The following is a 21,681-nucleotide window of genomic DNA, read 5'->3' as shown; positions in this document are numbered from 1 at the left end:
ACCATTTCGCAGCAGCCGCCTGATCGGCGCAGAGCGACAGCCTACCTCTGACTGCCGCCAATCTTTGCAACAGAGCCGCTCCGGGCATGGGCATTCGGGTGCGGGCGGCGACGCCCGGGCCGCAGGATCAGACCGCTTTGCGATCGGGCGCTTTGGCATCGGCCAGAATCGATGCGCCGGAGGTGTTGCTGAGGGCGCTTCGCAAGCGCGTACCCCAATACGCGGGGACGCCAGTCGTTCCGCCTCGGGTGGAGCCCGGTATCCGGTCGGCCCCGCCGCATGTGTCGCCGCATATCGAACCAAACGCGTCGGCCGGAGCCCCTGTCGTGCGCACCCAGCCGCGCACACCCGTGCCAAGATCGGGCTATGTCGTACAGGTGGCCGCGCTCTCGGCTCCCGCGCGAGCCGATGCGCTCGCGCGGTCGCTCGGCGGGCGCGTGCTTGCTGGGGGCGGGTTGTATCGGGTTCAGCTTGGCCCGTATGGCCATATCGCCGCCGCCAAACGCGCGCGTGACGAAGCCGCGCGGCACGGCTATCGCGACGCACGTGTCAGCCACACCGAGTAGAAATTTAGCGTAACGGGACCGCCTGAAATGAAGAAACTGATCGCCGCCTCTGTTCTCGCGATGCTCGTCGTCCAGCCAAGCCTCGCCGCCGCGCCGCAATTCGATACGCCGGCGCCGGTTGCATACATGGAGGACATGTCCTCCGGGTCGATCCTGTACCAGAAGGATGCCGACCGCCGCATGCCGCCGGCGTCGCTCGCGAAGATGATGACGGTCTATGTTGCCTTCGACCTCATCAAGAAGGGCGAACTCAAGCTCGACCAGCAGTTCGAGATGCAGCCCGAGACGTGGAAGAAGTGGCATTCGCAAGGCTCGACGATGTTCCTGTCGGCCGGCGAGAAGGTCAGCGTCGCCGATCTGCTTTACGGTATCGTGACGCTCTCGGGTAATGACGCCTGCGTGGTGCTGGCCGAGGGCATTTCCGGAACGGAACCCGCTTTCGTCGAGCGGATGAACCGCGACGCCGAGAAGATCGGTCTCAAGAACAGCCACTTCGGTACGTCGAACGGCTGGCCCGACGGCGGCGTGACCTATGTGACTGCGCGCGACCTGGCGACGCTCGCCAAGGCGACGATCACCAACTTCCCCGATCTTTACAAGAAATTCTATTCGCGCCCTGATTTCACCTGGGGCAAGACGCTGGGCGCCGGCGCGGCGATCAAGCAGGAAAACCGCGATCCGCTGCTCGGGCGCGTCGCCGGTGCCGACGGCCTGAAGACCGGCCACACCGAAGAGGCCGGTTATGGCTTCACCGGCTCGGCGATCCAGAACGGCCGCCGGTTGGTGATGGTTCTGGCGGGCCTCGGAACCTACGGCCAGCGCGCCGAGGAATCGGTTAAGTTTATGAACTGGGGCTTCCGCTCGTGGCAGGCCAAGCCGATCGCGAAAAAGGGCAAGAAAGTCGAGAACGCCGAGGTCCAACTCGGCACCAGCAACCATGTCGATCTCATCGCGGGCAAGGATTTGACCGCCACGCTGCCGGCTGGCGTCGCCTCGGAAATGACGCTCAAGGTGGCGTATGACGGCCCGATCAAGGCGCCGATCAAGGCCGGTCAGCATATCGCCGATCTGGTCGTCACCGCGCCCGACATGCCGACGCAGCGTTTGCCGCTGGTCGCCGCGACCGATGTCGCGGAAGCTGGCTTCTTCGGGCGGGTGTGGGCCGGGCTGACGGGGCTGTTCGGCGCTTGAGCGGTCGCTTCATCTCGCTGGAAGGCGGGGAGGGGGCGGGTAAATCGACTCAGGCGCGTCGGCTCGCGGAGGCGCTGCGTTCGCGCGGGCTGGCGGTGGTCGTCACGCGCGAACCCGGTGGAAGCGAGGGCGCCGAGGCGATCCGCGCGCTCCTGCTCCATGGCGCGCAAAATCGTTGGAGCGCGCGCAGCGAGGCACTGCTGTTCGCCGCCGCGCGCGCCGACCACGTCGAGAAGACGATCCGCCCGGCGATCGACTCCGGCGCGTGGGTGATCTGCGACCGCTACCTCGACAGCAGCCGGGCCTATCAGGGACTGGCCGGCGGGATCGATGATGCGGCGATCCTCGCGCTGCACGGTTTCGGATCGCATGGGCTCTTGCCCGATCGGACCTTCGTGCTGGAGGTGCCGGTCGAGCAGGGCCGCGCACGCGCGGAGAGCCGCGATGGTGCCGCCGCAGATCGGTTCGCGGCGCGGGGCGATGCCTTCCACGCCGATGTCGCCGCCGCGTTCCGACGCTTCGCCACGCGTGAACCCGCGCGCTTTCGCGTGATCGACGCGGCGACCGATCCCGACAGCGTCACCAGGGCGTTGCTCGCCGGATTGGCCGACCTGCTGCCATGACCTTGCCGGTCGGCAATGACGCGGCCCATGCGGCATTCGCGGCGGCGATGGCGGCGGATATGGTCCACCACGCCTGGCTGTTCGCTGGCCCGGAAGGGATCGGCAAGGCCAGCTTCGCGCGCGCGGCGGCGATGCGGCTGCTTGCCGACGCGGTCACGCCGGGCGCGCTGCCGCCGGGCTTCGACGTGCCCGAAAACCACCAGACACGCCGGCTGATCGAGGCGGGATCGCACCCGGATTACCGGGAACTCAAGCGCTTGCCGAAGGATTCCGACAAAACGGGGCAGGAGTTGGCGCGGAGCATCCCGATCGCGCAGGTCCGCGCGCTGCTGCCGATGTTCGCGATGAAGCCGTCGCTATCGCCGCGCCGCGTCGTGGTGATCGACGCGATCGACGATGTCGAGCGGCCCGGCGCGTCGAACGCGCTGCTCAAGAGCCTTGAGGAGCCGCCCGCCGGGACGATCTTCCTCCTCGTCAGCCACGCGCCGGGCCGTTTGCTGCCGACGATCCGGTCACGCTGCCGGCTATTGCGCTTCGATCCGCTCGGCGACGATGACATGGCGCGGATCGTGCGCGAGCATCTGGGCAATGCGGATGAGGCGGAGGTCGCGGCGCTGGTGCGCGCCGGCGCCGGATCGCCCGGGCGGGCGCTTGGCTTCGCGGGGCTGGACCTCGCCGCGCTCGACGATGCGCTGGCGGCGATCGCGCGGGACGGGGACCGCAGCAACGCGCGGCGGGTGAAGCTCGCCAAGGCGCTGGCTTTGAGAGCCGCACAGCCGCGCTACGAAGCGTTTCTCGATCGCGCGCCCGCCTTCATCGCCGAAAGCGCGCGCGTTCGGCATGGCGAGCGCTTGCGCGTCGCGCTCGACAGCTACGATGCCGCGCGCGCGCTGTCGGCCAGCGCACGCGGTCTGTCGCTCGATGCGCAGGGAACCGTGTATGAAATGGCGGGGCTGGTGGCGGCGCTCGCCAAATAGCGTCCGGCTCTGGCAGTCTCCAGATTGGGGAAGGCTTCAATTGCCCCGCCCGATGTTCTAGGAGCCGCCTATGTCCGAGCCTTATTACATCACGACCGCGATCAGCTATCCCAACGGCAAGCCCCATATTGGCCACGCCTATGAGGCGATCGCCGCGGACGCGATCGCGCGCTTCCACCGGCAGGCTGGACGCGACGTTCGGTTCCAGACGGGTACCGACGAGCATGGCCTCAAGATGGTGCAGACCGCGCGTGACAAGGGTGTCGAAGTGCGGGCGCTCGCCGATGAAATGTCGGGATTGTTCAAGGCGATGTGTGACAGTCTTGACGTGTCATATGATCGTTTTATCCGCACCACCGAGCCGGATCATCACCGCGCGAGTCAGGCGATCTGGCAGGCGATGGCGGACGCTGGCGACCTGTATCTGAGTCGCTACGAAGGCTGGTATTCGGTTCGCGACGAAGCTTACTACGACGAAAAGGAATTGGTCGACGGGGAGGGGGGCGCGAAGCTCTCGCCCCAGGGCACCCCTGTCACCTGGACCGCCGAGGAGAGTTGGTTCTTCCGGCTTTCCAAATACCAGCAGCCGTTGCTCGATCATTACGCCGCCAACGCGGATTTCATCCGCCCGGAGAGCCGCCGCAACGAGGTTTTGCGTTTCGTGGAAGGTGGGCTCGCAGATCTGTCGGTATCGCGCACCAGCTTCGACTGGGGCGTCAAGGTGCCCGGCAGCGAAGGGCACGTCATGTACGTCTGGGTCGATGCGCTGACCAATTATCTGACCGGCGTCGGCTACCCCGGCGATGCCGCGACGCTGGCGAAATTCTGGCCCGCCGATCTTCACCTCATCGGCAAGGATATCGTGCGTTTTCATGCCGTTTACTGGCCGGCGTTCCTGATGTCCGCGAAGTTGGCTTTACCCAAAACGGTGTTCGGCCACGGCTTCCTGCTCAACCGCGGCGAGAAGATGTCGAAGTCGCTCGGCAACGTCACCGATCCGGCCGATTTGATCGGGCGGTTCGGCGTCGATGCGGTGCGCTATTTCCTGCTCCGGGAAGTCAGCTTCGGGCAGGACGGCAGTTATTCGGCCGAGGCGATCGTGACGCGCGTCAACGCCGAACTCGCCAACAGCTTCGGCAACCTCGCGCAGCGCACCCTCGCGCAAATTTTCAAGAACTGCGGCGCCGCTCTGCCCCAGATCCACGGCCACGATGCCGCAGATGCGGCGTTATTCGAGACGGTGGGCAGGGCCGTGCGCGAGGCGATGCCCGCCGCCTTCGCCGATCTCGCCCTGTCGCACGCGACCGAGCATTGGATTCAGGCGGTCTATGCCTGCAACGCCTATATCGACGAGCAGGCGCCATGGGCGTTGCGCAAGACCGATCCGGCGCGGATGGAGACGGTGCTCGCGACATTGTACATCTGCATCGCGCAACTTGCCGTTGCGATCGCGCCGATCATCCCGCGCAGCGCCGCGACGTTGCTCGATCGGATGGGAATAGCGTCTGAATTGCGCGACTTCTCGGCGATTGGCTCGCATTGGTATTCCCCGCTGGCGGAAAGCGGCTTTCGGCTCGATCAGCCGGTCGGCCTGTTCCCCCGCCTCGAATTGCCTGCGGACGCGGACGCCTGATGTTCGCCGACAGCCATTGCCACCTCGATTACAAGGGCCTCGGCGACCGGCAGCAGGAGGTGCTCGCCAACGCGCGCGCGCGCGGGGTCGAGGTGATGCTCAACATCGCCACGCGGGAGAGCGAATGGGACATGGTGCTCGGCACCGCCGAACGTGAGGCCGATGTGTGGGCCACGGTCGGCATCCACCCGCACGAGGCCGATCAGCATCCCGATATCGGCACCGCCCGCCTGATCGAGCGCGCCGCGCACCCTCGCGTGGTCGGCATCGGCGAGACCGGCCTTGATTATTATTACGACAAGAGCGATCGCGAGCGCCAGCAGGCGAGCTTCCGCGCGCACATCGCGGCCGCGCGCGAGACGCAACTCCCGATCGTCGTCCACACCCGCAACGCCGAGGACGACACCGCCGCGATCCTGCGCGAAGAGATGGAGCGGGGGGGCTTCCCCGGCGTGATCCACTGCTTCACCGCGAGCGATGCCTTCGCCGATATCGCGCTGAATCTCGGCTTCTATATCTCGATTTCGGGGATCGTGACGTTCAAGAACGCGACGGACTTGCAGGCAACTGCCGCGCGGCTACCGCTCGACCGATTGCTGATCGAGACCGACGCGCCGTTCCTCGCGCCGGTGCCGCATCGCGGAAAGACGGGCGAACCCGCGTTCGTTGCCGACACCGCGGCGTTCCTCGCCGCCCTGCGCGGCCAACGCGTCGAAGACCTTGCCGCGGCGACCGCAAGAAACTTCTACGCGCTGTTCACCAAAGTGCGCGCATGAAGGTGCGGGTGCTGGGATCGGGCACGTCGTCGGGCGTGCCGCGGATCGGGAATGATTGGGGGGCGTGCGACCCGAACGATCCACGCAACGCGCGCACACGGGTCTCGATTTTGGTCGAGACAGCGGCGACGCGCATCCTCGTCGATACCGGGCCGGACATGCGCGCGCAATTGCTGGCGGCGCAGATCGCGACCGTCGATGCGGTGATCTGGACCCACGACCATGCCGACCATACGCACGGCATCGACGATCTCCGGCAGGTCTATCACGCGCTCGGCCAACCGGTGCGCGGCTTCGCTCGGCCTTGGACGACGCGCACGCTGATGACACGCTTTCCATACGTGTTCGCCGGCGCGGGAGGCTATCCGCCGACCGCGACCGCCGAGGATCTGGAGGACGCATTCACCGTGGGCGACATCGCGATCCGCGTTGTGGATCAACCGCACGGATCGATCACATCGGCCGGGCTGCGCTTCGAGGCGGATGGCAAGAGCCTTGGCTATGCCACAGATATCAATGAGATGACGCCTGCCGTTGAGCTACTCTATGAAGATTTGGACGTCTGGATCGTCGATGCTCTGCGCGAGCGGCACCATCCGACGCACGCCGATCTCGCCACGACGCTCGGCTGGATCGAGACGCTGAAGCCGGGTCGCGCGGTGCTGACGCATATGGATCAGTCGATGGATTATGCCACGCTGGCCGCGCGGCTGCCCGCCGGCATCGAACCCGCGTATGATGGGCTCGAAATCGAACTATGACCGGCGACGTCATGCTGTACGTGGTCATGCTGCTGCTGCCGATCTCGGCGTTGGTCGCGCGGCGCTTGCCCGTCGGCGAGATGGTCAAGATGGCGCTGGCGTGGCTCGCGATCTTCCTGCTGTTGTTTTTCGTCGTGGTGGCGTGGCAGGAGGCGATGGGCGTTGGCGCGGGGATGCGCGGATTCCTCGGCTTATGAGTGAGCATTTAACATAATATATATTATCGAACTAAGGGATTGCGCGAGAGGCTGGGATGATTGAGCGTCTGGTTAGGATCATGGCCCGCCTCCGCGATCCGGTCCTCGGATGTGAATGGGATCGTGCGCAGACGTTCGCGTCGATCGCGCCTTATACGATCGAGGAAGCCTATGAGGTCGCCGACGCGTGTGAGCGTGGCGACATGGCGGAATTACGCGATGAACTCGGCGACTTGCTACTTCAGGTCGTGTTCCACAGCCGCATGGCCGAGGAAGCCGGCGACTTCGCACTCGCGGACGTCGTGACATCGATCAGCGACAAGATGGAGCGCCGCCACCCGCATATCTTCGGTGACGCGACCGAAGGCGGCAACCATCGCTGGGAGCAGATCAAGGCGGAAGAACGCGCCGCCAAAGCCGCGTCAGGTGCGCTCGACGGCGTGGCGATCGGCCTGCCCGCCTTGTTGCGTGCCGAGAAATTGCAGAAGCGTGCGGCGCGCGTCGGGTTCGACTGGCCCGACGCGAGCGGCCCGCGCGCCAAGATCGACGAGGAACTTGCCGAGGTCGCCGGCGCGGAGACGCACGCCGAGCGGGAGGAAGAGGTCGGCGATCTGCTGTTCGCGGTGGTGAATTGGGCGCGGCACCTCGGCGTCGATGCCGAAGCGGCCTTACGCGGGGCGAATGCGAAATTCGAGCGCCGGTTCAAAGCGATGGAGGCGGCCGACGCGAACTTCGCGGAGCGCGATCTCGATGCCCAGGAGCGCCTTTGGCTGGCGGCGAAAGCGTCGGAGCGCAACTGACAGGGGCGCCAGAGCTTCTAACTCCGTGTCAGGAACCGCTCATAATCGCTTGGCGCCATACGGACATCGTAGAGCGCGTGTTCGCCATCGACCTCCTGTCCCAAGACCTCGCCATGCGCATGCAGCCATGCGGCGCCCGCACCGTCCGAGGACTCGAGCGTGATCGAATAGCGGCGATGCCCCTCGGTCAGCAGCGCGCCGATCCTCGCGACGAGCGTGTCGACCCCTTCCCCGCTCAGCGCCGAAATCGGCACAACATCCTCGCGCCGGCTGGCCTCGACCAGCATGTCCTCGCGCGCATCGCCTTCGAGCAGGTCCAGCTTGTTCCACGCCTCGATACGCGGTGTAGTCTCGCTCACGCCGAGATCGCGCAGCACCGTCTCGACATCGTCACGCTGCGCTTGCGTGTCGGGATGCGCGATGTCGCGAACGTGGACCAACAGATCGGCCGAGACCACCTCTTCCAGCGTCGCCTTGAACGCGGCGACAAGCTGGGTCGGCAATTCGGACACGAACCCGACCGTGTCCGACAGGATCGCCTTGTCGATGCCGGGCAGCGAGATTTGCCGCAGCGTCGGGTCGAGCGTCGCGAACAGCAAATCCTCGGCCATCACGTGCGCGCCGGTCAGGCGATTGAACAGCGTCGATTTGCCGGCATTGGTATAGCCGACCAGCGCTATCACCGGCCACGGCGCGCGCTGGCGCCGCTCGCGGTGCAGCCCGCGCGTGCGGCTGACCGAATCGAGTTCCTTGCGCAACCGCGCCATCCGGTCCCGGATCAAGCGACGGTCCGCCTCGATCTGCGTTTCGCCAGGGCCACCGAGGAAGCCAAAGCCGCCCCGCTGACGCTCCAAGTGGGTCCAACTCCGCACCAGCCGACCCGCCTGGTAATCGAGGTGCGCGAGCTCGACCTGCAACCGTCCCTCGGCGGTGGCGGCGCGTTCTCCGAAGATTTCCAGGATCAGCCCGGTGCGATCGATCACCTTGGCTTCGAGCGCGGTCTCGAGGTTGCGTTGCTGCACCGGTGTCAGCGCCGCGTCGAAGACGACGAGCCCCGCCTCCTCCATCCGCACCGTCGTGGCGAGCTGCTCGACCTGCCCGCTGCCGATCAGCGTGGCAGGCTTGGGCGCACGCACGCGCAGCGCGACCTTCTCCACCACCGTCACGCCGATCGCCGCCGCGAGGCCGGCCGTTTCTTCCAGTCGAGCATCGGCGTCGCGCGCGGAGGCGCCATGATCGGGATACACAACGATGGCGCGGGCACCGCGAGCGAACTCGTCGCGGTCCCGATCGAAGCCAGTACTCAAAGCATCACTCTCAATCTTCGTCCGTCTCGGCCTGCTCATCGGCGAGGTTCAGCGGGTGTGCCGGCTGGATCGTCGACACGGCATGTTTGTAGACGAGCTGCGACATGCCATCGCGCTGGAGCAACATGCAGAACAAATCGAACGCGGCAATGTGTCCCTGCAACATCACACCATTGACGAGGAACATCGTCACATTGTCATTGGACTTGCGCACCGCGTTGAGAAAAATTTCCTGAAGCAGCGGCTGCTTGCGCTGGGCCTCGCCCACCGCGTTGACGATTGCGGCGATATCGACCGCGCTCGACGGCATGATCGTCGAGATGGCGTGCTTGTAGATGAGCTGCGATTGCCCGTCGCGGCGCAGCAGCACGGAGAAATTGTCGAACCAGGTCACAATGCCTTGCAGCTTGACGCCCTTGACGAGAAACATCGTCACCGGCGTCTTGGAGCGGCGCAGCGCGTTGAGAAAGAGATCCTGTAGGGAGGCTGGTTTGTCGGCCATCGGTCGATCCTTGTTCTTGGCGGGTTTTTTCCCGCAGCGCGCCATTTACGGCGTCGGTTGTGCGATTGTCGCGCCGCCAATCTAGGCGCGCGCGGCGGTTTCGTCCACTATTCCTCTCGGCCTTCGGTGATGCCGAGCAATTTTAGCTTCCGGTGCAGTGCGGAACGTTCCATGCCGATGAAGTTCGCGGTGCGCGAGATATTGCCCGAAAAGCGCTTGATCTGGACACGCAGATATTCGCGCTCGAAGGTTTCGCGCGCCTCACGCAGCGGCGATCCCATGATGGCGGTGGCGCCGCTGCCGAGTTCGCCGGGGTCGCCCAGCACCTCGCTCGGCAGCATGTCCAGGTCGATGCGGCCGATCCGGTCGCCCGGTGCCATGATGATGACGCGCTCGACGATGTTGCGAAGCTGGCGCACGTTGCCCGGCCATTCATAGGATTGCAGCGCGACCATCGCATCTGGCGCGATCTCCGGCGTGGGAACGCGGCGCTCCGCCGCGTAATGCGCGACGAAATGCGAGATCAAGGCCGGGATGTCCTCGCGCCGCTCGGCGAGCGGCGGGATCTGTACCGGCACGACATTGAGGCGATAATAGAGATCCTCGCGAAAGCGTCCCTCGGATATCTCATAAGCCAGATCGCGCGACGTCGCCGAGACGACACGGACATCGACCTTGACGACGCGCGTGCCGCCGACGCGGGTGAAGCTCTGGTCGGTCAGGACGCGCAGGATACGTGCCTGCGTCGCGATCGGCATGTCGGCGATCTCGTCGAGGAACAGCGTACCGCCATGCGCCTGTTCGAGCAGCCCCGAGCGGACGAGATCCCCTCCCTCCTCCACCCCGAACAGTTCCTCATCGACGCGCTCCGGCGTCATGCGCGCGGCGTTGACGATCACGAACGGCGCGTCGGCGCGCTGGCTCCAACCGTGTAGCAGCCGCGCTGCGATTTCCTTGCCGACGCCGGCCGCGCCCATCACCAGCACCCGGCTGCCCGTGGCGGCCACGCGCTTCAACGTCGCGCGGACCGCGTTGATCGCGGCCGAATTTCCCGTGAGATCGGCATCGCGGGCCGCGACGGCACGCAGCGACGCGACCTCGCGGCGCAAGCGCTCCGTCTCGGTGGCGCGCGCGACCATCAACAGCAGGCGCTCGGCCTCGAACGGCTTTTCGATGAAATCGGCGGCGCCACGCCGGATCGCGGCGACGGCGGTGTCGAGATTGCCGTGGCCCGATATCATCAGCACCGGGATGGTCGAATCACGCCGCTTGATCTCGTCTAGCAGATCGAGCCCGTCGAGCCGAGAGCCGTGCAGCCAGACGTCGAGCAACACCAATGACGGCCGTCGCATCGAGATCGCCTCGAGCGCGGCATCGCTGTTGGCGGCGGTGCGCGTGCCATAGCCTTCGTCTTCGAGCACACCCGCGACGAGATCGCGAATGTCATGCTCGTCATCAACGATGAGGATATCGAGTGCCATAGGTCAGGTCCGGTTCTGGTTATAGTCGGGCGCGCGGCTTTCGGAGGCGGGTGCCTCCCCGGCGTCCAGCGCGGCGAGCGCCACGGTATCGAAGCGGATCGTCACGCAGGTGCCGCCGCCTTCGTTGTCGGCGAAGCTGATCGTGCCGAAATGCTCCTCGACGATCTTCTTGACGATCGCGAGCCCGAGACCCGTTCCGCGCGCGCGCGTTGTTACATAGGGTTCGACGATCCGGTCCCGCGCCGCGGGGAGGCCGATGCCGCTGTCTCGAACGACGATCGTGGCGGCGTCGGCTTCCTGCGTGAGCATCATCGACACAGCGCCCGCCGCGCCCTCGCCTTTCGCCTCGATCGCCTCCACCGCGTTCTTGACTATGTTGGTGAGGGCCTGGCCGATCTGACGGCGGTCGCACACGAGCATCGGCCCGGGCTCGTCATATTGGAGCATGAACCGGATCGTGGGGTGCGCGACCTCATGCAGGAACAGGGTCTGTCGCGCGATGTCGAGCAGGGATTCGCTGCGAAACACCGGCTTGGGCATGCGCGCGAACGAGGAGAATTCATCGACCATCCGCCGCAGGTCGCCAACTTGCCGGACGATCGTGTCGGTCAGCCGCGCGAACGTTCCGTCATCCGCCGGGATCTGCTTGCCGTAGCGGCGCTGGAGCCGTTCGGCGGCGAGCTGGATCGGCGTGAGCGGATTCTTGATTTCATGCGCGATCCGGCGCGCCACGTCCGACCATGCGGCGCGGCGCTGATCGAGCAACTGGCCGGTGATGTCGTCGAAGGTCAGGATTGGGCCTTCGCCGGCGCGGGTGATCTTGACCGCGAGGGTCTTGGCCTCGCCGGTCGCATCCACCTCGACGATCGCCTCGCGCTCTTCGCTCGCGATCAACGCGCCGAGTTCGGGCGAGACCAGCGACAGCGGCCGTCCGACGAGATTGTCGTCCCCGGTCTTGAGCAAGGTCGCCGCCGAACGGTTGATGAGGCGGATGGTGCCGTCATGCGAGATTGAGATGACCCCGGCGGTGACGCCCGACATCACCGCTTCGATCAGTGCCCTGCGGCTCTCGAGCGCGCTGGTCTGCGCCTGCAATCGGCTCGTCATCTGGTTGAACGCGTTGGCGAGCGTGCCGACCTCGTCGCGTTCCTCGCGCTCGGGCACGCGCGCGGTGAGATCGCCGTCGGCGATCAGCCGCGCGGCGCCGACCAGTTCGTCGATCGGCCGGACCAGCCGGTCGGCGACCGTCAGCGCGATCCACACAGCGACACCGACGATCAGCAGCGCCACTGCGAACAGCGCGGCGTTAAACTGGAGCTGCAGCGCGCGCGCGCGCGACTGAATACCGCGGTAATCCTTGAGCACATCCTCGGCGGCAACATGCTGCTGGTTGAGGAAGTCCGCGTTCTCGCCGGTACCGACATACAAATACAGGTTGTCGGACCCCGGCAGGGCGGTGACGACCCACACCATATCCTTGGCGAGATCGACATAGGCACGGTTTTGCCGTTTGACGATGCTCAGGATCTTGGGGTCGGCGCGCTTGGCGAGGACGGCGAGATCGGGCACCGCCACCACCGTGATCGGCTCGATCCCCGCCTCGGGAGTATAGCGGAACACAGCGGCCTGACTGAGACTGCGCTGATAGGTCTGATATTGCAGGAACGTCGGAAAGCGTGGCGAGCCGACCGGAATCTGCGCGGCCTCGCCAGCGATATCCGCCGCCATCACGCGCCCTTCGTTCGACCAGCGCGTGATGATCTCACGCTGCGAATCGCGGACCATATTCATCGAGGCTTCGAACGAACTGCGCGCCCGGTCGGAAACCCAGAACTCGATGCCCGACTGAAACATGAACGACGCGGCAATCACCGTCAGCACGATCGGGATGCTCGCGAGCAACGAGAAGATCGCCACCAGCCGAACGTGGAGCTGGCCGCCCCCCGCCACCGCCGAACGCTGGGCGCGATGCCGTGCGATGCGCCGGCCGGCGAGGATGATGAGCGCAACCAGCGGCAGCAAGTTGGCGAGCAGCAGAAACGCGCTCAACGCCGGCGGCACCATACGCTCGGTCAGGGCGTGCGTGCGGATGACCGAATAGGTCGCGATCGAGATGGCGACCATGATCGCCAGCGCCGCCAGCTCCATCGCGGCGGCGAATTCGGGGAACCGAAATACGCGGTCTTTGGAACTCGAGGCTACGCGCAACACCATCGTGTTTTCCTTACAACGTCGCCGTTGCAAAGAAAACACACTAATCGTTCATGTCGGCGGATCCACGCCCCGCCCCGCCGTCACCCCGGGGCCTTGCGATATCATGCACATAGCAGATACGCGAACGCCGCCGCACACCGATCGTGGTCAAACGAAGCGTGCGCGGCGGCGGCCACAATGTCGAGTTGGCCGGTGATCTGGCGAGCGTTGCCGCCGTGACCGCCGACGAAAGGCTTACTTCTTGCCGGAGAGCGACAAGCCGCCAAACCGCTTGTTGAAGCGTGCGACCTGACCGCCCGCGTCGAGCATCTGCCCCTTGCCGCCGGTCCACGCCGGATGCGCGAGCGGATCGATTTCAAGCTGCATCAGATCGCCTTCCTTGCCCCAGGTCGAGCGCGTCTCGAACGTGGTGCCGTCGGTCATCTGGATCTTGATCATGTGGTAATCGGGGTGGATGTTGCTCTTCACGTCGTATCTCCGGTGAAAGCCGCTGGTTTCCGACCAGCGGCGAAGGCGCGGCCCCTATCAGAGCCGCGCGGGCAGTGCAACTCAGGCGTTACGCAGCGAGAGCCAGCGTCGCAGCGCCACCACTGCCCAGATCGCCTCGACCACGCCGAACGGCCACGCACCCTGCAGGAAGCCGTAAATCGACCCGAGCACGCAACCGGCGGCGAAGCCGAGCGTCCACCACGACGACCGGCTTTCCAGAGCGTAACACACCAAGGTGAAGGACAGCGCAAGCAGCCCGAACCAGGTCAGCGCGCTCACGAACGCTATGCCTTGGGCGGATCGGCGATCATCGCGGTGAAATTCGCTTCCGCCGCGAGCTGCCCGTCGATCGTCGCTCTGCCGGCGAACTTGCAGACGCTGCTGCGCTTCTGGACGAATTCGACCTCGAGCTTGAGCAACACGCCCGGCTCGACCGGCTTGCGGAACTTCGCGCCGTCGATCGCCATGAAGTACACGAGCTTGCCCGACCCGGCGAGGCCGAGACTCTCGACCGCGAGCACGCCGGCGGCTTGCGCCAGCGCCTCGACGATCAGCACGCCCGGCATGATCGGGCGACCGGGGAAATGCCCCTGGAAGAAGCCCTCGTTGATCGTCACCGCCTTGATTGCCGTGATCGACCGGTCGAGGATGATCTCCTCGACACGATCGACCAACAGCATCGGATAGCGATGCGGCAGCGCCGCCATGACCCGCGCGATATCGAGCGGGCCGGTGGTGCGGACTTCGGCTGCGTCAGTCATCGCGTGGCGATCAACGGCCCTGCGGCGCGGGCTTGGCCGGCGCAGCGGCGCCCGGTGCGGCCGCCGCACCCTGCTGGCGCTGCATCGCGCTGTAGTAGACGAGCTGCTGATAGCGCTGGAAGAGCTGGCCCGTCTGCTGGCTCGGCTGCCAGTTGGCGGGCGGCGTGACCGAGACGGTCGGCGTCTGGCGGTCGAGTTCAGCCTTGATCTCGTCGGTCAGGTCGGCGTCCGGCGCGTTGTACTGGATCGTGCCGGCCGAAAGCAGCAAGCTCACCTTCTTGGCGGCGACCACGGCCTTCATCGCGGCATCATACTTCATCGCGATCTGCTCGATCGCATATGCCTGGGCGAGCGTCGCGGGCTGGCGCAAGCGGCCGACTTCCTGCTGGCCAGCCTTCTGCGCCGCTTCGAGCTTGGCGAGCGCCGGGTTCTTGGCGGCCTGCGCGGCCTGCACTTCGGCGTCGGAAAGCTGCTTGTCCTTGTTGGTGTCGATCGGAGCGATCAGCGCCTGCAACTCGGTATCGAGCGCCTGCTGCCGCGCGCGCGCTTGATCGAGCTGCGCCTTGTAGGTGGTCGCGATCGTCTGGTTGGCGGCATCGAGCGCCTTCGCGCTGAGGATGACCGATTCCGGATCGGAAAAGGCGATGCCCGAAACCTGCGCGGTGGCCGTGGTGGCTGCGAATGCGGCCGGAACGACGATGGCGCCGCCGATCAGGAGCTTCTTGAACGTGTTCATCAGAATTGTGTCCCTACGTTGAATGTTACAAGCTTGGTATCGTCGCCCTTCACCTTCATGAGAGCGTAAGCGACGTCGATCCGAAGCGGTCCGAACGGCGAGTTCCAGTTCACACCGGCGCCAACCGAAACGCGCGGCTGCGCCGAGTTGCCCAGGAACTGTTCCAGGAACGGCGCGGTCGTCGTCGTCACCGCGGTGTTGACCGATGACCCGACGCACGTGCCGCCGGGCGCCGCATAGCCGATCTGGCATGTCGTGGTGAGTCCGCCATTGGTCGCATCCGTCGAAGGCACCGCAAAAAGCGGCTTGCCGGTCTGGCTGTCCACCGCCTGCTGAACCAGCGGAAGCACGGTGGCGCGGCCCGTCACGGGATCGATCGTCGTCGGGAAAGTGGCGGTCGCAAGCGGTTTGGTCACGCCCCACAACGCGCCTGCCTGAACGTAGATCGACGGCCTCAGACCCAATTCGCGCGCGCCCGAACCGAGCGGGATCTGCACCTCGAGCCGGCCGACGTAATATTTGTTCCCGCCCAACGCGTCGTCGACGATGCTGTTCCGGTCGGTGACGAGGATCTGCTTGCCCGAGGCGTCGGTGGTGTACGGCGTGCGCGTCACGCGAGGACCGACGCCGCGGATGTCGAAACCGGGGAAATCGGGCTCGCCGAGGTAGAAGCGGTCGGTGATCCGCACCTTGTCGACGCCCGCCGGCTTCTTGCCTTCGAGCGAGAAGATGTAGCCGCCTTCGACATGCAGCGAGCCGATGAAGCCCGCACCGAGGTTCTTGTACTTCGTCGCATCGACGCGTGTGCGGACGTAGCGGACGTCGCCGCCGAGCCCGGCGAAATCCTGGCTGAGGCTGAACTTCTGCCCGGCGGTCGGCCGCAACCGGCTGTTGAGCGAATCGAAGATCAGTGAATAGCCGACCGACGACGTCCAGCGGTTTCCGATCGCCTGGCACAGATAGCTGCCGGCGGCGAGATAGTTACAACTGCCGTCGGAGTTGAAATATTGCCTGTCGAGACCGACCTCATCATAGGTGAGGCCATAGCGCGCCGCGAGCGACCAATATTCAGTGAGCGGCACGCCCGAGCGGATCTGGAAGCCGGTCGAGACCTGCGTGTAGGTCGTCTGGCGCTGATCACCGACATAGTTGAACGCGTTGTAATCGCGCCGGAAGATATCGCCGCCGATGGCGATGTTCTTGTTGAAAAGATATGGCTCGGTGAAGCCCAGGTTGACCGACTTCGAATAGCTCGAATAGTTGACGCTGGCGCGTAGTTCCTGCCCCTTGCCGCGGAAGTTGCGCTGCGTGATCGACGCCTGGATGATGAAGCTCTCGAGGCTCGAATAGCCGGCGGACAGCGACAGCTCCCCGGTCGATTTTTCCTCGACGTTGGCGTCGAGGACCACCCGGTCGGGCGCCGAGCCTTGGCTCTGCTTGATCTCGAACTTGTCCTGGAAATAGCCGAGCGAGTTGATGCGGTCCTGCGAGCGCTTGACCTGGAAGCTGTTGAACGCGTCACCCTCGGCGACGCGGATTTCGCGGCGAACCACCTTGTCCTGCGTCTGCGTGTTGCCGGTGACGTTGATCCGCTCGACATAACTGCGCTTGGCTTCGGCGATGTGGAAGTTGATCCCCATCGTCAGCGTGTCTTTGTCGCGGTTGAACTCGGGGTTCGTGTCGGCGAAAGCGTAGCCGACCAGACCAGCCGACTGGTTCAGGCTGTCGACCGTGTCCTCGACCTTCTTGGCGTCATACCAGTCGCCCTTCTTGATCGAGAGACCAGCCGCGACCTTCTTGCCGTCGAAGTCGCGAATGTCGCTATCGACCGTCACGTCGCCGAACTTGTAACGCTTCCCTTCCTCAACCACGTAGGTGATGATGAAGTCCTTCTTGTCGGGCGTAAGCTCGGCGACAGCGGAGGTGACGCGGAAGTCGGCATAGCCGTTGGTCAGATAGAACTGACGCATCTTCTGCTGGTCGTAGGCGAGGCGATCCTGATCGTAGCTCGTGTTCGAACTGAGCAGGGTCGTGAGCCGCGCTTCCTTGGTGGCCATCTGGCCGCGCAGCGTCTTGTCGGAGAACACCTCGTTGCCGAGGATGTTGATCTGCCGGACCTTGGATTTCGGCCCCTCGTTGATCTCGAAGATGATATCGACACGATTTTGGTCGAGCGTGACCATCTTCGGTTCGATCGCGGCCGCGAACCGCCCCTGACGGCGATACAATTCGACGATCCGCGCGACGTCCTGCCGGACTGCGGTGCGCGTGAAGATCTGGCGCGGCTTGAGCTTGATCTCCTTGGTGATCTTGTCTTCCTTCAGGCGCTTGTTGCCCTCCAGGATCACCCGGTTGATGATCGGATTCTCGCGCACGCGCAGCACGATGTTGCCGCTCTCGACACCGCTGATCGACACGTCGGCGAACAGGTCGCTCGCCAGCAGATCCTTGATCGCCTGATCGAGCAATTCGTTGTTGTAGGCGATGCCGACGCGCAGCCGCGTGTAAGACAGCACCGTCTCCGGTTCGATGCGCTGCGAGCCTTCGACGCGGAGCGTGAGGATCTTCTTGGCGTTGGGATCGCTGACCACCACCGCCGCACCGGTCGTCGGCGCTGGCGGCATCGGAATCGGCTGCGCCGCACCGCGCGGATCCGCGCCGCGCTGACCGCCGCCACGATGCCCGCCGCGCATGCCGCCCTGGGCGTCGGCCGCGCTCGGCATCGTGGAAAGCACCGTCCCCGCCAGAAGCGTGACGAGCGCATGCTTTCCGAACGTCGAAACCTTGATCGCTGTCACTTCCCACCCCAAATCGGAGAAAATACTCGCGGACCGCAACACCGCGGACCCGCCCTGCCCCACCTTTGTCAGCCGATCAAGCCGGTGAGGTTTTTCCAGAGCCCAAACGATCCCAGATCGTTGAACGTCACCATCAACATCAAGGCCAGCATCGCCGCAAGCCCGCCACGGAAAGCCCATTCCTGTACGTGGATCGGCACCGGGCGGCGCCGGATCGCTTCTATCGCATAGAAAAACAAGTGCCCGCCATCGAGCACAGGGACTGGCAAGAGGTTGATGAATCCCAGGTTAATCGAGATTACCGCGATCATCCAAATGAGCGCAGGGGCGCCGAGCGAAAGCTGCTCGCCCGACACTTTGGCGATGCGCAATGGTCCGCCAAGCTCGTCCACCGACCGCCGCCCGGTCAGGATCTGGCCGAGCCCGTCGAGCGTACCGCGCAGGATTTCCCCGGTCATCTTCGCACCGGCGAGCGGTGCTTCGATCAGGCTGACCGGACGCAGCACAGGTTTGGCCGGGCCGATGCCGAGCAAGCCCTTGCGGAATTCATTGCCGAACGCGTCGCGCTGCACGAGCGCGCCAATCGTCACCTCACGGCTGATCGGCTGGCCATCGCGTTCGAAGCGGATGCTCACGCGCTCATCCGGGCGAAGCACGGTATATTGGGCGAGATCGGCGAAGGTGCCGACATCCCGGCCGCCGAGGCTGGTGATGCGGTCGCCCGGCTGGAGCCCGGCGCTCGCCGCCGCGCTCTTGGGGGCGACGACCCCGATCACCGCCGGCGTGGCGTCCACGCCATAGGTCAGCGCGAACCCGCCCAGGATGATGACGGCGACGATGAAATTGGCGACCGGCCCAGCCGCAACCACGATCGCGCGCTGCCACACCGGCCGCGCGTGCAGCGTCCTGGCGCGTTCCTCGGGCGGCAGCAGCAGCCAGTCGGCGCCGGGCTGGCTCGCGGCGTTCATGTCGCCCGCGAACTTCACATAGCCGCCCAGCGGCATCCACGAGAATTTCCAGCGCGTGCCACGCTTGTCGGTAACGCCGAACACCTCTTGGCCGAAGCCGATCGAGAAAGCGTCGATCTTCACGCCGAACAGCCGCCCGGCGAGATAATGCCCCATTTCATGCAGGAAAATCAGCGGCCCTATCACCAGCGCGAACGCGAGCACGGTCAGCAGAAAGCCGGGGCTGTGGGTCACGCAACACAATCCTTCACTCGCTCACGCGCGATCACCCGCGCCTCCGCGTCGACGGCAAGAACGTCGGCGAGTGCCCCCGGCGCGGGCGGATCGTAGCGGGTCAAGGTATCTTCGACGATTGCGGCAATTTCGAGGAAGCCGATCTGCCCATCGAGAAACGCCGCAACCGCGATCTCATTGGCCGCGTTCAGGATCGCGGGGCGCGCGCCGCCCGCGTCGAGCGCTTCGCGGGCGAGCCGGAGCGCCGGGAACCGTACCGCGTCGGGTGCCTCGAAATCGAGCCGGCCGATCTTGACGAGGTCGAGCGGCGCCATCGGCGTCGCCATTCGGTCCGGCCAGGCGAGGCAACTCGCGATCGGCACGCGCATATCGGGTGGCCCGAGTTGGGCGAGTGTCGAGCCATCGACATATTCCACCATCGAGTGGATCACCGACTGGCGATGAAGGATGATCTCGATCGCGTCGTGCGGCACCGGGAAAAGGCGCGCCGCCTCGATCAGCTCGAGCCCCTTGTTCATCATCGTCGCCGAATCGATCGAGATTTTCGCGCCCATCGACCAGTTCGGGTGCGCGACCGCCTGCTCGACGCTCACACCGCCCATTTGCTCGAGCGACCAATCACGGAACGGGCCGCCGCTGGCGGTGAGGATGATGCGCCGCACCCGGCCGGGGCGCGTCACGTCGAAACACTGGAAGATCGCGTTGTGCTCGGAATCGGCGGGTAGCAGCGTCGCGCCGCTCTTCGCCGCCGCCGCTAGGACGACATCGCCCGCCGAAACGAGCGGTTCCTTGTTGGCGATGATGACCGTGCGGCCCTGCTCGATCGCCGCCAAGACCGGTTCCAGCCCCGCGCAGCCGACGATCGCGCCCATCGTCACGTCGGCGCCCAGTTCGGCGGTGTCATGGACGGCCTGAGCGCCGCCCGCCGCCTCGATACCGGTGCCCGCCAGCGCGGTGCGCAGCGCATCCAGACAGGTCTCGTCGGCGACCACGGCGCGCTTGGCGTTGGTCCGCACCGCAGCTTCGGCGAGTTTGGTGACGTCGCGGTGCGCGGTCAGCGCGAGAACCTGGAACGCGTCCGGTTCGCGTTCGACCAGATCGAGTGTCGAGCGGCCGACGGAACCCGTCGCCCCCAATATCGTAACCGTCTTCATCAGGAATAAAATCTCGGAAAAATGACCAGAAACGCTGCCACGGGCGCCACGGGCACCAGCCCGTCGAGCCGGTCTAGCACGCCGCCGTGGCCGGGAAAAATGCTGCCGCTATCCTTCACGCCAGCACGGCGCTTAAGCCAGCTTTCATAGAGATCCCCCCCTTGTGCGATCACCGCGAGGAACGGCGTGGCGAGGGTGAGCCGAAGCGGCAGGCCGTACATCGCATGCATGAACATGCCGAACAGGGCCGCCATCGCCATCCCGCCGAGCAACCCCGCCCAGGTCTTGTTGGGACTGATCGCAGGTGCGAGCTTCGGCCCGCCGATCAAGCGGCCCGCCGCATACGCGCCGATATCGCACGCCCACACCAGCGCCAGCACCCATAGCGTGAAGACGATGCCATCCTTCTGCTCGCGGATCACCAGCAGCGCGAGTGTCGGCAGCCCGACGTAGATCGCCCCCACCGCCAGCATCGGGCGTTGCGTGACGATCACGATGAAAAAGCCGGCCCCCGCCAGCAAGCCAAGCGTGAAGAAACTCGGCCCCGCCATGATCGGCGCCATCACCGACAAGGGGACGAACAACGCGAGTTGCGCAAGCCGCTTGGTCGCGGCGGGCGTCGCTTGAAGATCGGCCCATTCGGCCATCATCAGCACGCCGAGCGTCACGCATACGAGCCAGAACACGAAATCGCCGGCGATGATAGCGCCCAGCGCGACCGCGATCAGCGCGATGCCGACGATCGTTCGCAGCGCGAGTTCGGAGGGCCGCTTAGGCGCCCCGGTCTCTTTCACAAGCCCCCGAACCGGCGCTGGCGCTGACCGAAAATCGCGACCGCGTCCGCCAGCGCGTCACCGTCGAAATCGGGCCACAAGGTCTCGGTGAACAACAGTTCGGCATAAGCCGCCTGCCACAACAGGAAGTTCGACAGCCGAACCTCGCCCGAGGTGCGGATGAGCAGGTCGAGCGGCGGCAAATCGTGCGTGTCGAGTTGCGATTCGATCAGCCCGGTGTCGATCGTCGCGGGATCGAGTTCGCCCCGCACCGCCCGCTCGGCGAGCCGGCGCGCGATACTGGCGAGTTCGGACTGCGATCCGTAATTGAGCGCGACGGCGAGGATCGGCCCGGTGTTCGACGCCGTCCGCGCGATCGCGTCATCGACCATCACGACCAGGTCGGGCGAGAATCGGCGGTAATCGCCGATCACCCGCAGGCGCACATTCTCGCGAACCAGTTCATCGAGGTCGGAGCGGATGAAGACGCGCATCAACGCCATCAGGTCGCTGATCTCATCCTCCGGGCGCCGCCAATTTTCGGACGAGAAGGCGTAGAGCGTCAGTGCGTCTATGCCCATCGCGCGCGCGGCGCGCGTCACCCGGCGGACCGCGTCGATACCCGCCTTATGGCCCGCGACGCGCGGCAGGAAGCGCTTCTTGGCCCAGCGGCCATTGCCGTCCATGATGATCGCGACATGGCGGGGCACCGCTCCACCATCGGCCATCCGCGCAACCGG

Annotated in this window: 22 protein-coding genes; 9 read left to right on the top strand and 13 right to left on the bottom strand. The window is 65.5% G+C overall.

All coding sequences use genetic code 11. The features are described from left to right. Nucleotides 1-326: 326 nt before the first annotated feature. The 9 genes from PX554_RS24105 to mazG all read left to right on the top strand — a co-directional run bounded on the left by PX554_RS24105 (nt 327) and on the right by mazG (nt 7,524). Complete coding sequence (locus tag PX554_RS24105) at nt 327-566, top strand: SPOR domain-containing protein (protein ID WP_275504758.1); 240 nt, start codon at nt 327-329, stop codon at nt 564-566. 27 nt (nt 567-593) lie between these two features. Next, nucleotides 594-1,757 (top strand): D-alanyl-D-alanine carboxypeptidase family protein, encoded by a 1,164-nt coding sequence (locus PX554_RS24100; RefSeq protein WP_275504757.1) that lies wholly within the window; start codon nt 594-596, stop codon nt 1,755-1,757. Further along, a complete protein-coding gene (gene tmk / locus PX554_RS24095; RefSeq protein WP_093225968.1) occupies nt 1,754-2,380 on the top strand; it encodes a dTMP kinase in 627 nt (208 codons plus the stop codon). The genes PX554_RS24100 and tmk overlap by 4 nt, the downstream gene beginning before the upstream one ends. After that, nucleotides 2,377-3,357 (top strand): DNA polymerase III subunit delta', encoded by a 981-nt coding sequence (locus tag PX554_RS24090; protein WP_093225966.1) that lies wholly within the window; start codon nt 2,377-2,379, stop codon nt 3,355-3,357. Before tmk ends, PX554_RS24090 begins: the two co-directional genes overlap by 4 nt. Before the next feature lie 70 nt (nt 3,358-3,427). Further along, the gene (gene metG, locus PX554_RS24085) at nt 3,428-4,990 is read left to right on the top strand and encodes a methionine--tRNA ligase (protein WP_093225965.1); all 1,563 of its coding nucleotides are present in this window, start codon (nt 3,428-3,430) and stop codon (nt 4,988-4,990) included. After that, a complete protein-coding gene (locus PX554_RS24080) occupies nt 4,990-5,766 on the top strand; it encodes a TatD family hydrolase (RefSeq protein ID WP_275504756.1) in 777 nt (258 codons plus the stop codon). Before metG ends, PX554_RS24080 begins: the two co-directional genes overlap by 1 nt. Next, on the top strand, nt 5,763-6,527 hold the full coding sequence (locus PX554_RS24075; protein WP_275504755.1) for an MBL fold metallo-hydrolase: 765 nt from the start codon (nt 5,763-5,765) through the stop codon (nt 6,525-6,527). The genes PX554_RS24080 and PX554_RS24075 overlap by 4 nt, the downstream gene beginning before the upstream one ends. After that, nucleotides 6,524-6,724 (top strand): hypothetical protein, encoded by a 201-nt coding sequence (locus tag PX554_RS24070; RefSeq protein WP_275504754.1) that lies wholly within the window; start codon nt 6,524-6,526, stop codon nt 6,722-6,724. The genes PX554_RS24075 and PX554_RS24070 overlap by 4 nt, the downstream gene beginning before the upstream one ends. Before the next feature lie 56 nt (nt 6,725-6,780). Beyond that, the gene (mazG, locus tag PX554_RS24065) at nt 6,781-7,524 is read left to right on the top strand and encodes a nucleoside triphosphate pyrophosphohydrolase (RefSeq protein WP_275504753.1); all 744 of its coding nucleotides are present in this window, start codon (nt 6,781-6,783) and stop codon (nt 7,522-7,524) included. A 17-nt stretch (nt 7,525-7,541) separates the two neighbouring features. Here mazG and hflX read toward each other — a convergent pair whose 3' ends face one another. The 13 genes from hflX to PX554_RS24000 form a co-directional block, all read right to left on the bottom strand. After that, nucleotides 7,542-8,831: a GTPase HflX gene (gene hflX, locus PX554_RS24060; RefSeq protein ID WP_275504752.1), complete on the bottom strand. Its 1,290-nt coding sequence runs from the start codon at nt 8,829-8,831 to the stop codon at nt 7,542-7,544. Nucleotides 8,832-8,841: 10 nt separating this feature from the next. Continuing rightward, entirely contained in the window at nt 8,842-9,378 is a 537-nt protein-coding gene (hfq, locus tag PX554_RS24055; protein WP_275504751.1) for an RNA chaperone Hfq, read from the bottom strand. Nucleotides 9,379-9,440: 62 nt separating this feature from the next. Beyond that, complete coding sequence (gene ntrX / locus PX554_RS24050; RefSeq protein ID WP_093225954.1) at nt 9,441-10,814, bottom strand: nitrogen assimilation response regulator NtrX; 1,374 nt, start codon at nt 10,812-10,814, stop codon at nt 9,441-9,443. A gap of 3 nt (nt 10,815-10,817) precedes the next feature. Then, nucleotides 10,818-13,028, bottom strand: a complete 2,211-nt coding sequence (locus tag PX554_RS24045; protein ID WP_275504750.1) for a sensor histidine kinase NtrY-like — start codon at nt 13,026-13,028, stop codon at nt 10,818-10,820. Between the two features lie 234 nt (nt 13,029-13,262). Further along, nucleotides 13,263-13,496: a 50S ribosomal protein L31 gene (rpmE, locus tag PX554_RS24040; RefSeq protein WP_093225951.1), complete on the bottom strand. Its 234-nt coding sequence runs from the start codon at nt 13,494-13,496 to the stop codon at nt 13,263-13,265. Between the two features lie 81 nt (nt 13,497-13,577). Further along, entirely contained in the window at nt 13,578-13,796 is a 219-nt protein-coding gene (locus tag PX554_RS24035; protein WP_275504749.1) for a hypothetical protein, read from the bottom strand. Between the two features lie 5 nt (nt 13,797-13,801). After that, the gene (fabZ, locus tag PX554_RS24030; protein ID WP_275504748.1) at nt 13,802-14,278 is read right to left on the bottom strand and encodes a 3-hydroxyacyl-ACP dehydratase FabZ; all 477 of its coding nucleotides are present in this window, start codon (nt 14,276-14,278) and stop codon (nt 13,802-13,804) included. Nucleotides 14,279-14,288: 10 nt separating this feature from the next. Next, nucleotides 14,289-15,014 (bottom strand): OmpH family outer membrane protein, encoded by a 726-nt coding sequence (locus PX554_RS24025; protein WP_275504747.1) that lies wholly within the window; start codon nt 15,012-15,014, stop codon nt 14,289-14,291. Then, the gene (gene bamA / locus PX554_RS24020; RefSeq protein WP_420833482.1) at nt 15,014-17,812 is read right to left on the bottom strand and encodes an outer membrane protein assembly factor BamA; all 2,799 of its coding nucleotides are present in this window, start codon (nt 17,810-17,812) and stop codon (nt 15,014-15,016) included. The genes PX554_RS24025 and bamA overlap by 1 nt, the downstream gene beginning before the upstream one ends. Nucleotides 17,813-17,880: 68 nt before the next feature. Further along, nucleotides 17,881-19,014 carry an RIP metalloprotease RseP gene (gene rseP / locus PX554_RS24015; protein WP_275504746.1) on the bottom strand — a complete coding sequence of 378 codons (1,134 nt, stop codon included), beginning with the start codon at nt 19,012-19,014 and terminating at the stop codon, nt 17,881-17,883. Further along, nucleotides 19,011-20,168, bottom strand: coding sequence for a 1-deoxy-D-xylulose-5-phosphate reductoisomerase (locus PX554_RS24010; RefSeq protein WP_275504745.1), 1,158 nt, complete (start codon nt 20,166-20,168; stop codon nt 19,011-19,013). Before PX554_RS24010 ends, rseP begins: the two co-directional genes overlap by 4 nt. Continuing rightward, entirely contained in the window at nt 20,168-20,962 is a 795-nt protein-coding gene (locus PX554_RS24005) for a phosphatidate cytidylyltransferase (RefSeq protein WP_093225943.1), read from the bottom strand. Before PX554_RS24005 ends, PX554_RS24010 begins: the two co-directional genes overlap by 1 nt. Beyond that, entirely contained in the window at nt 20,959-21,669 is a 711-nt protein-coding gene (locus tag PX554_RS24000) for an isoprenyl transferase (protein ID WP_093225941.1), read from the bottom strand. The genes PX554_RS24005 and PX554_RS24000 overlap by 4 nt, the downstream gene beginning before the upstream one ends. Between the last annotated feature and the right edge of the window lie 12 nt (nt 21,670-21,681).

It is taken from the genome of Sphingomonas pollutisoli (assembly GCF_029167165.1).
Classification (GTDB): Bacteria; Pseudomonadota; Alphaproteobacteria; order Sphingomonadales; family Sphingomonadaceae; genus Sphingomonas; species Sphingomonas pollutisoli.
This window is presented reverse-complemented; position numbering and strand designations above follow the sequence as displayed.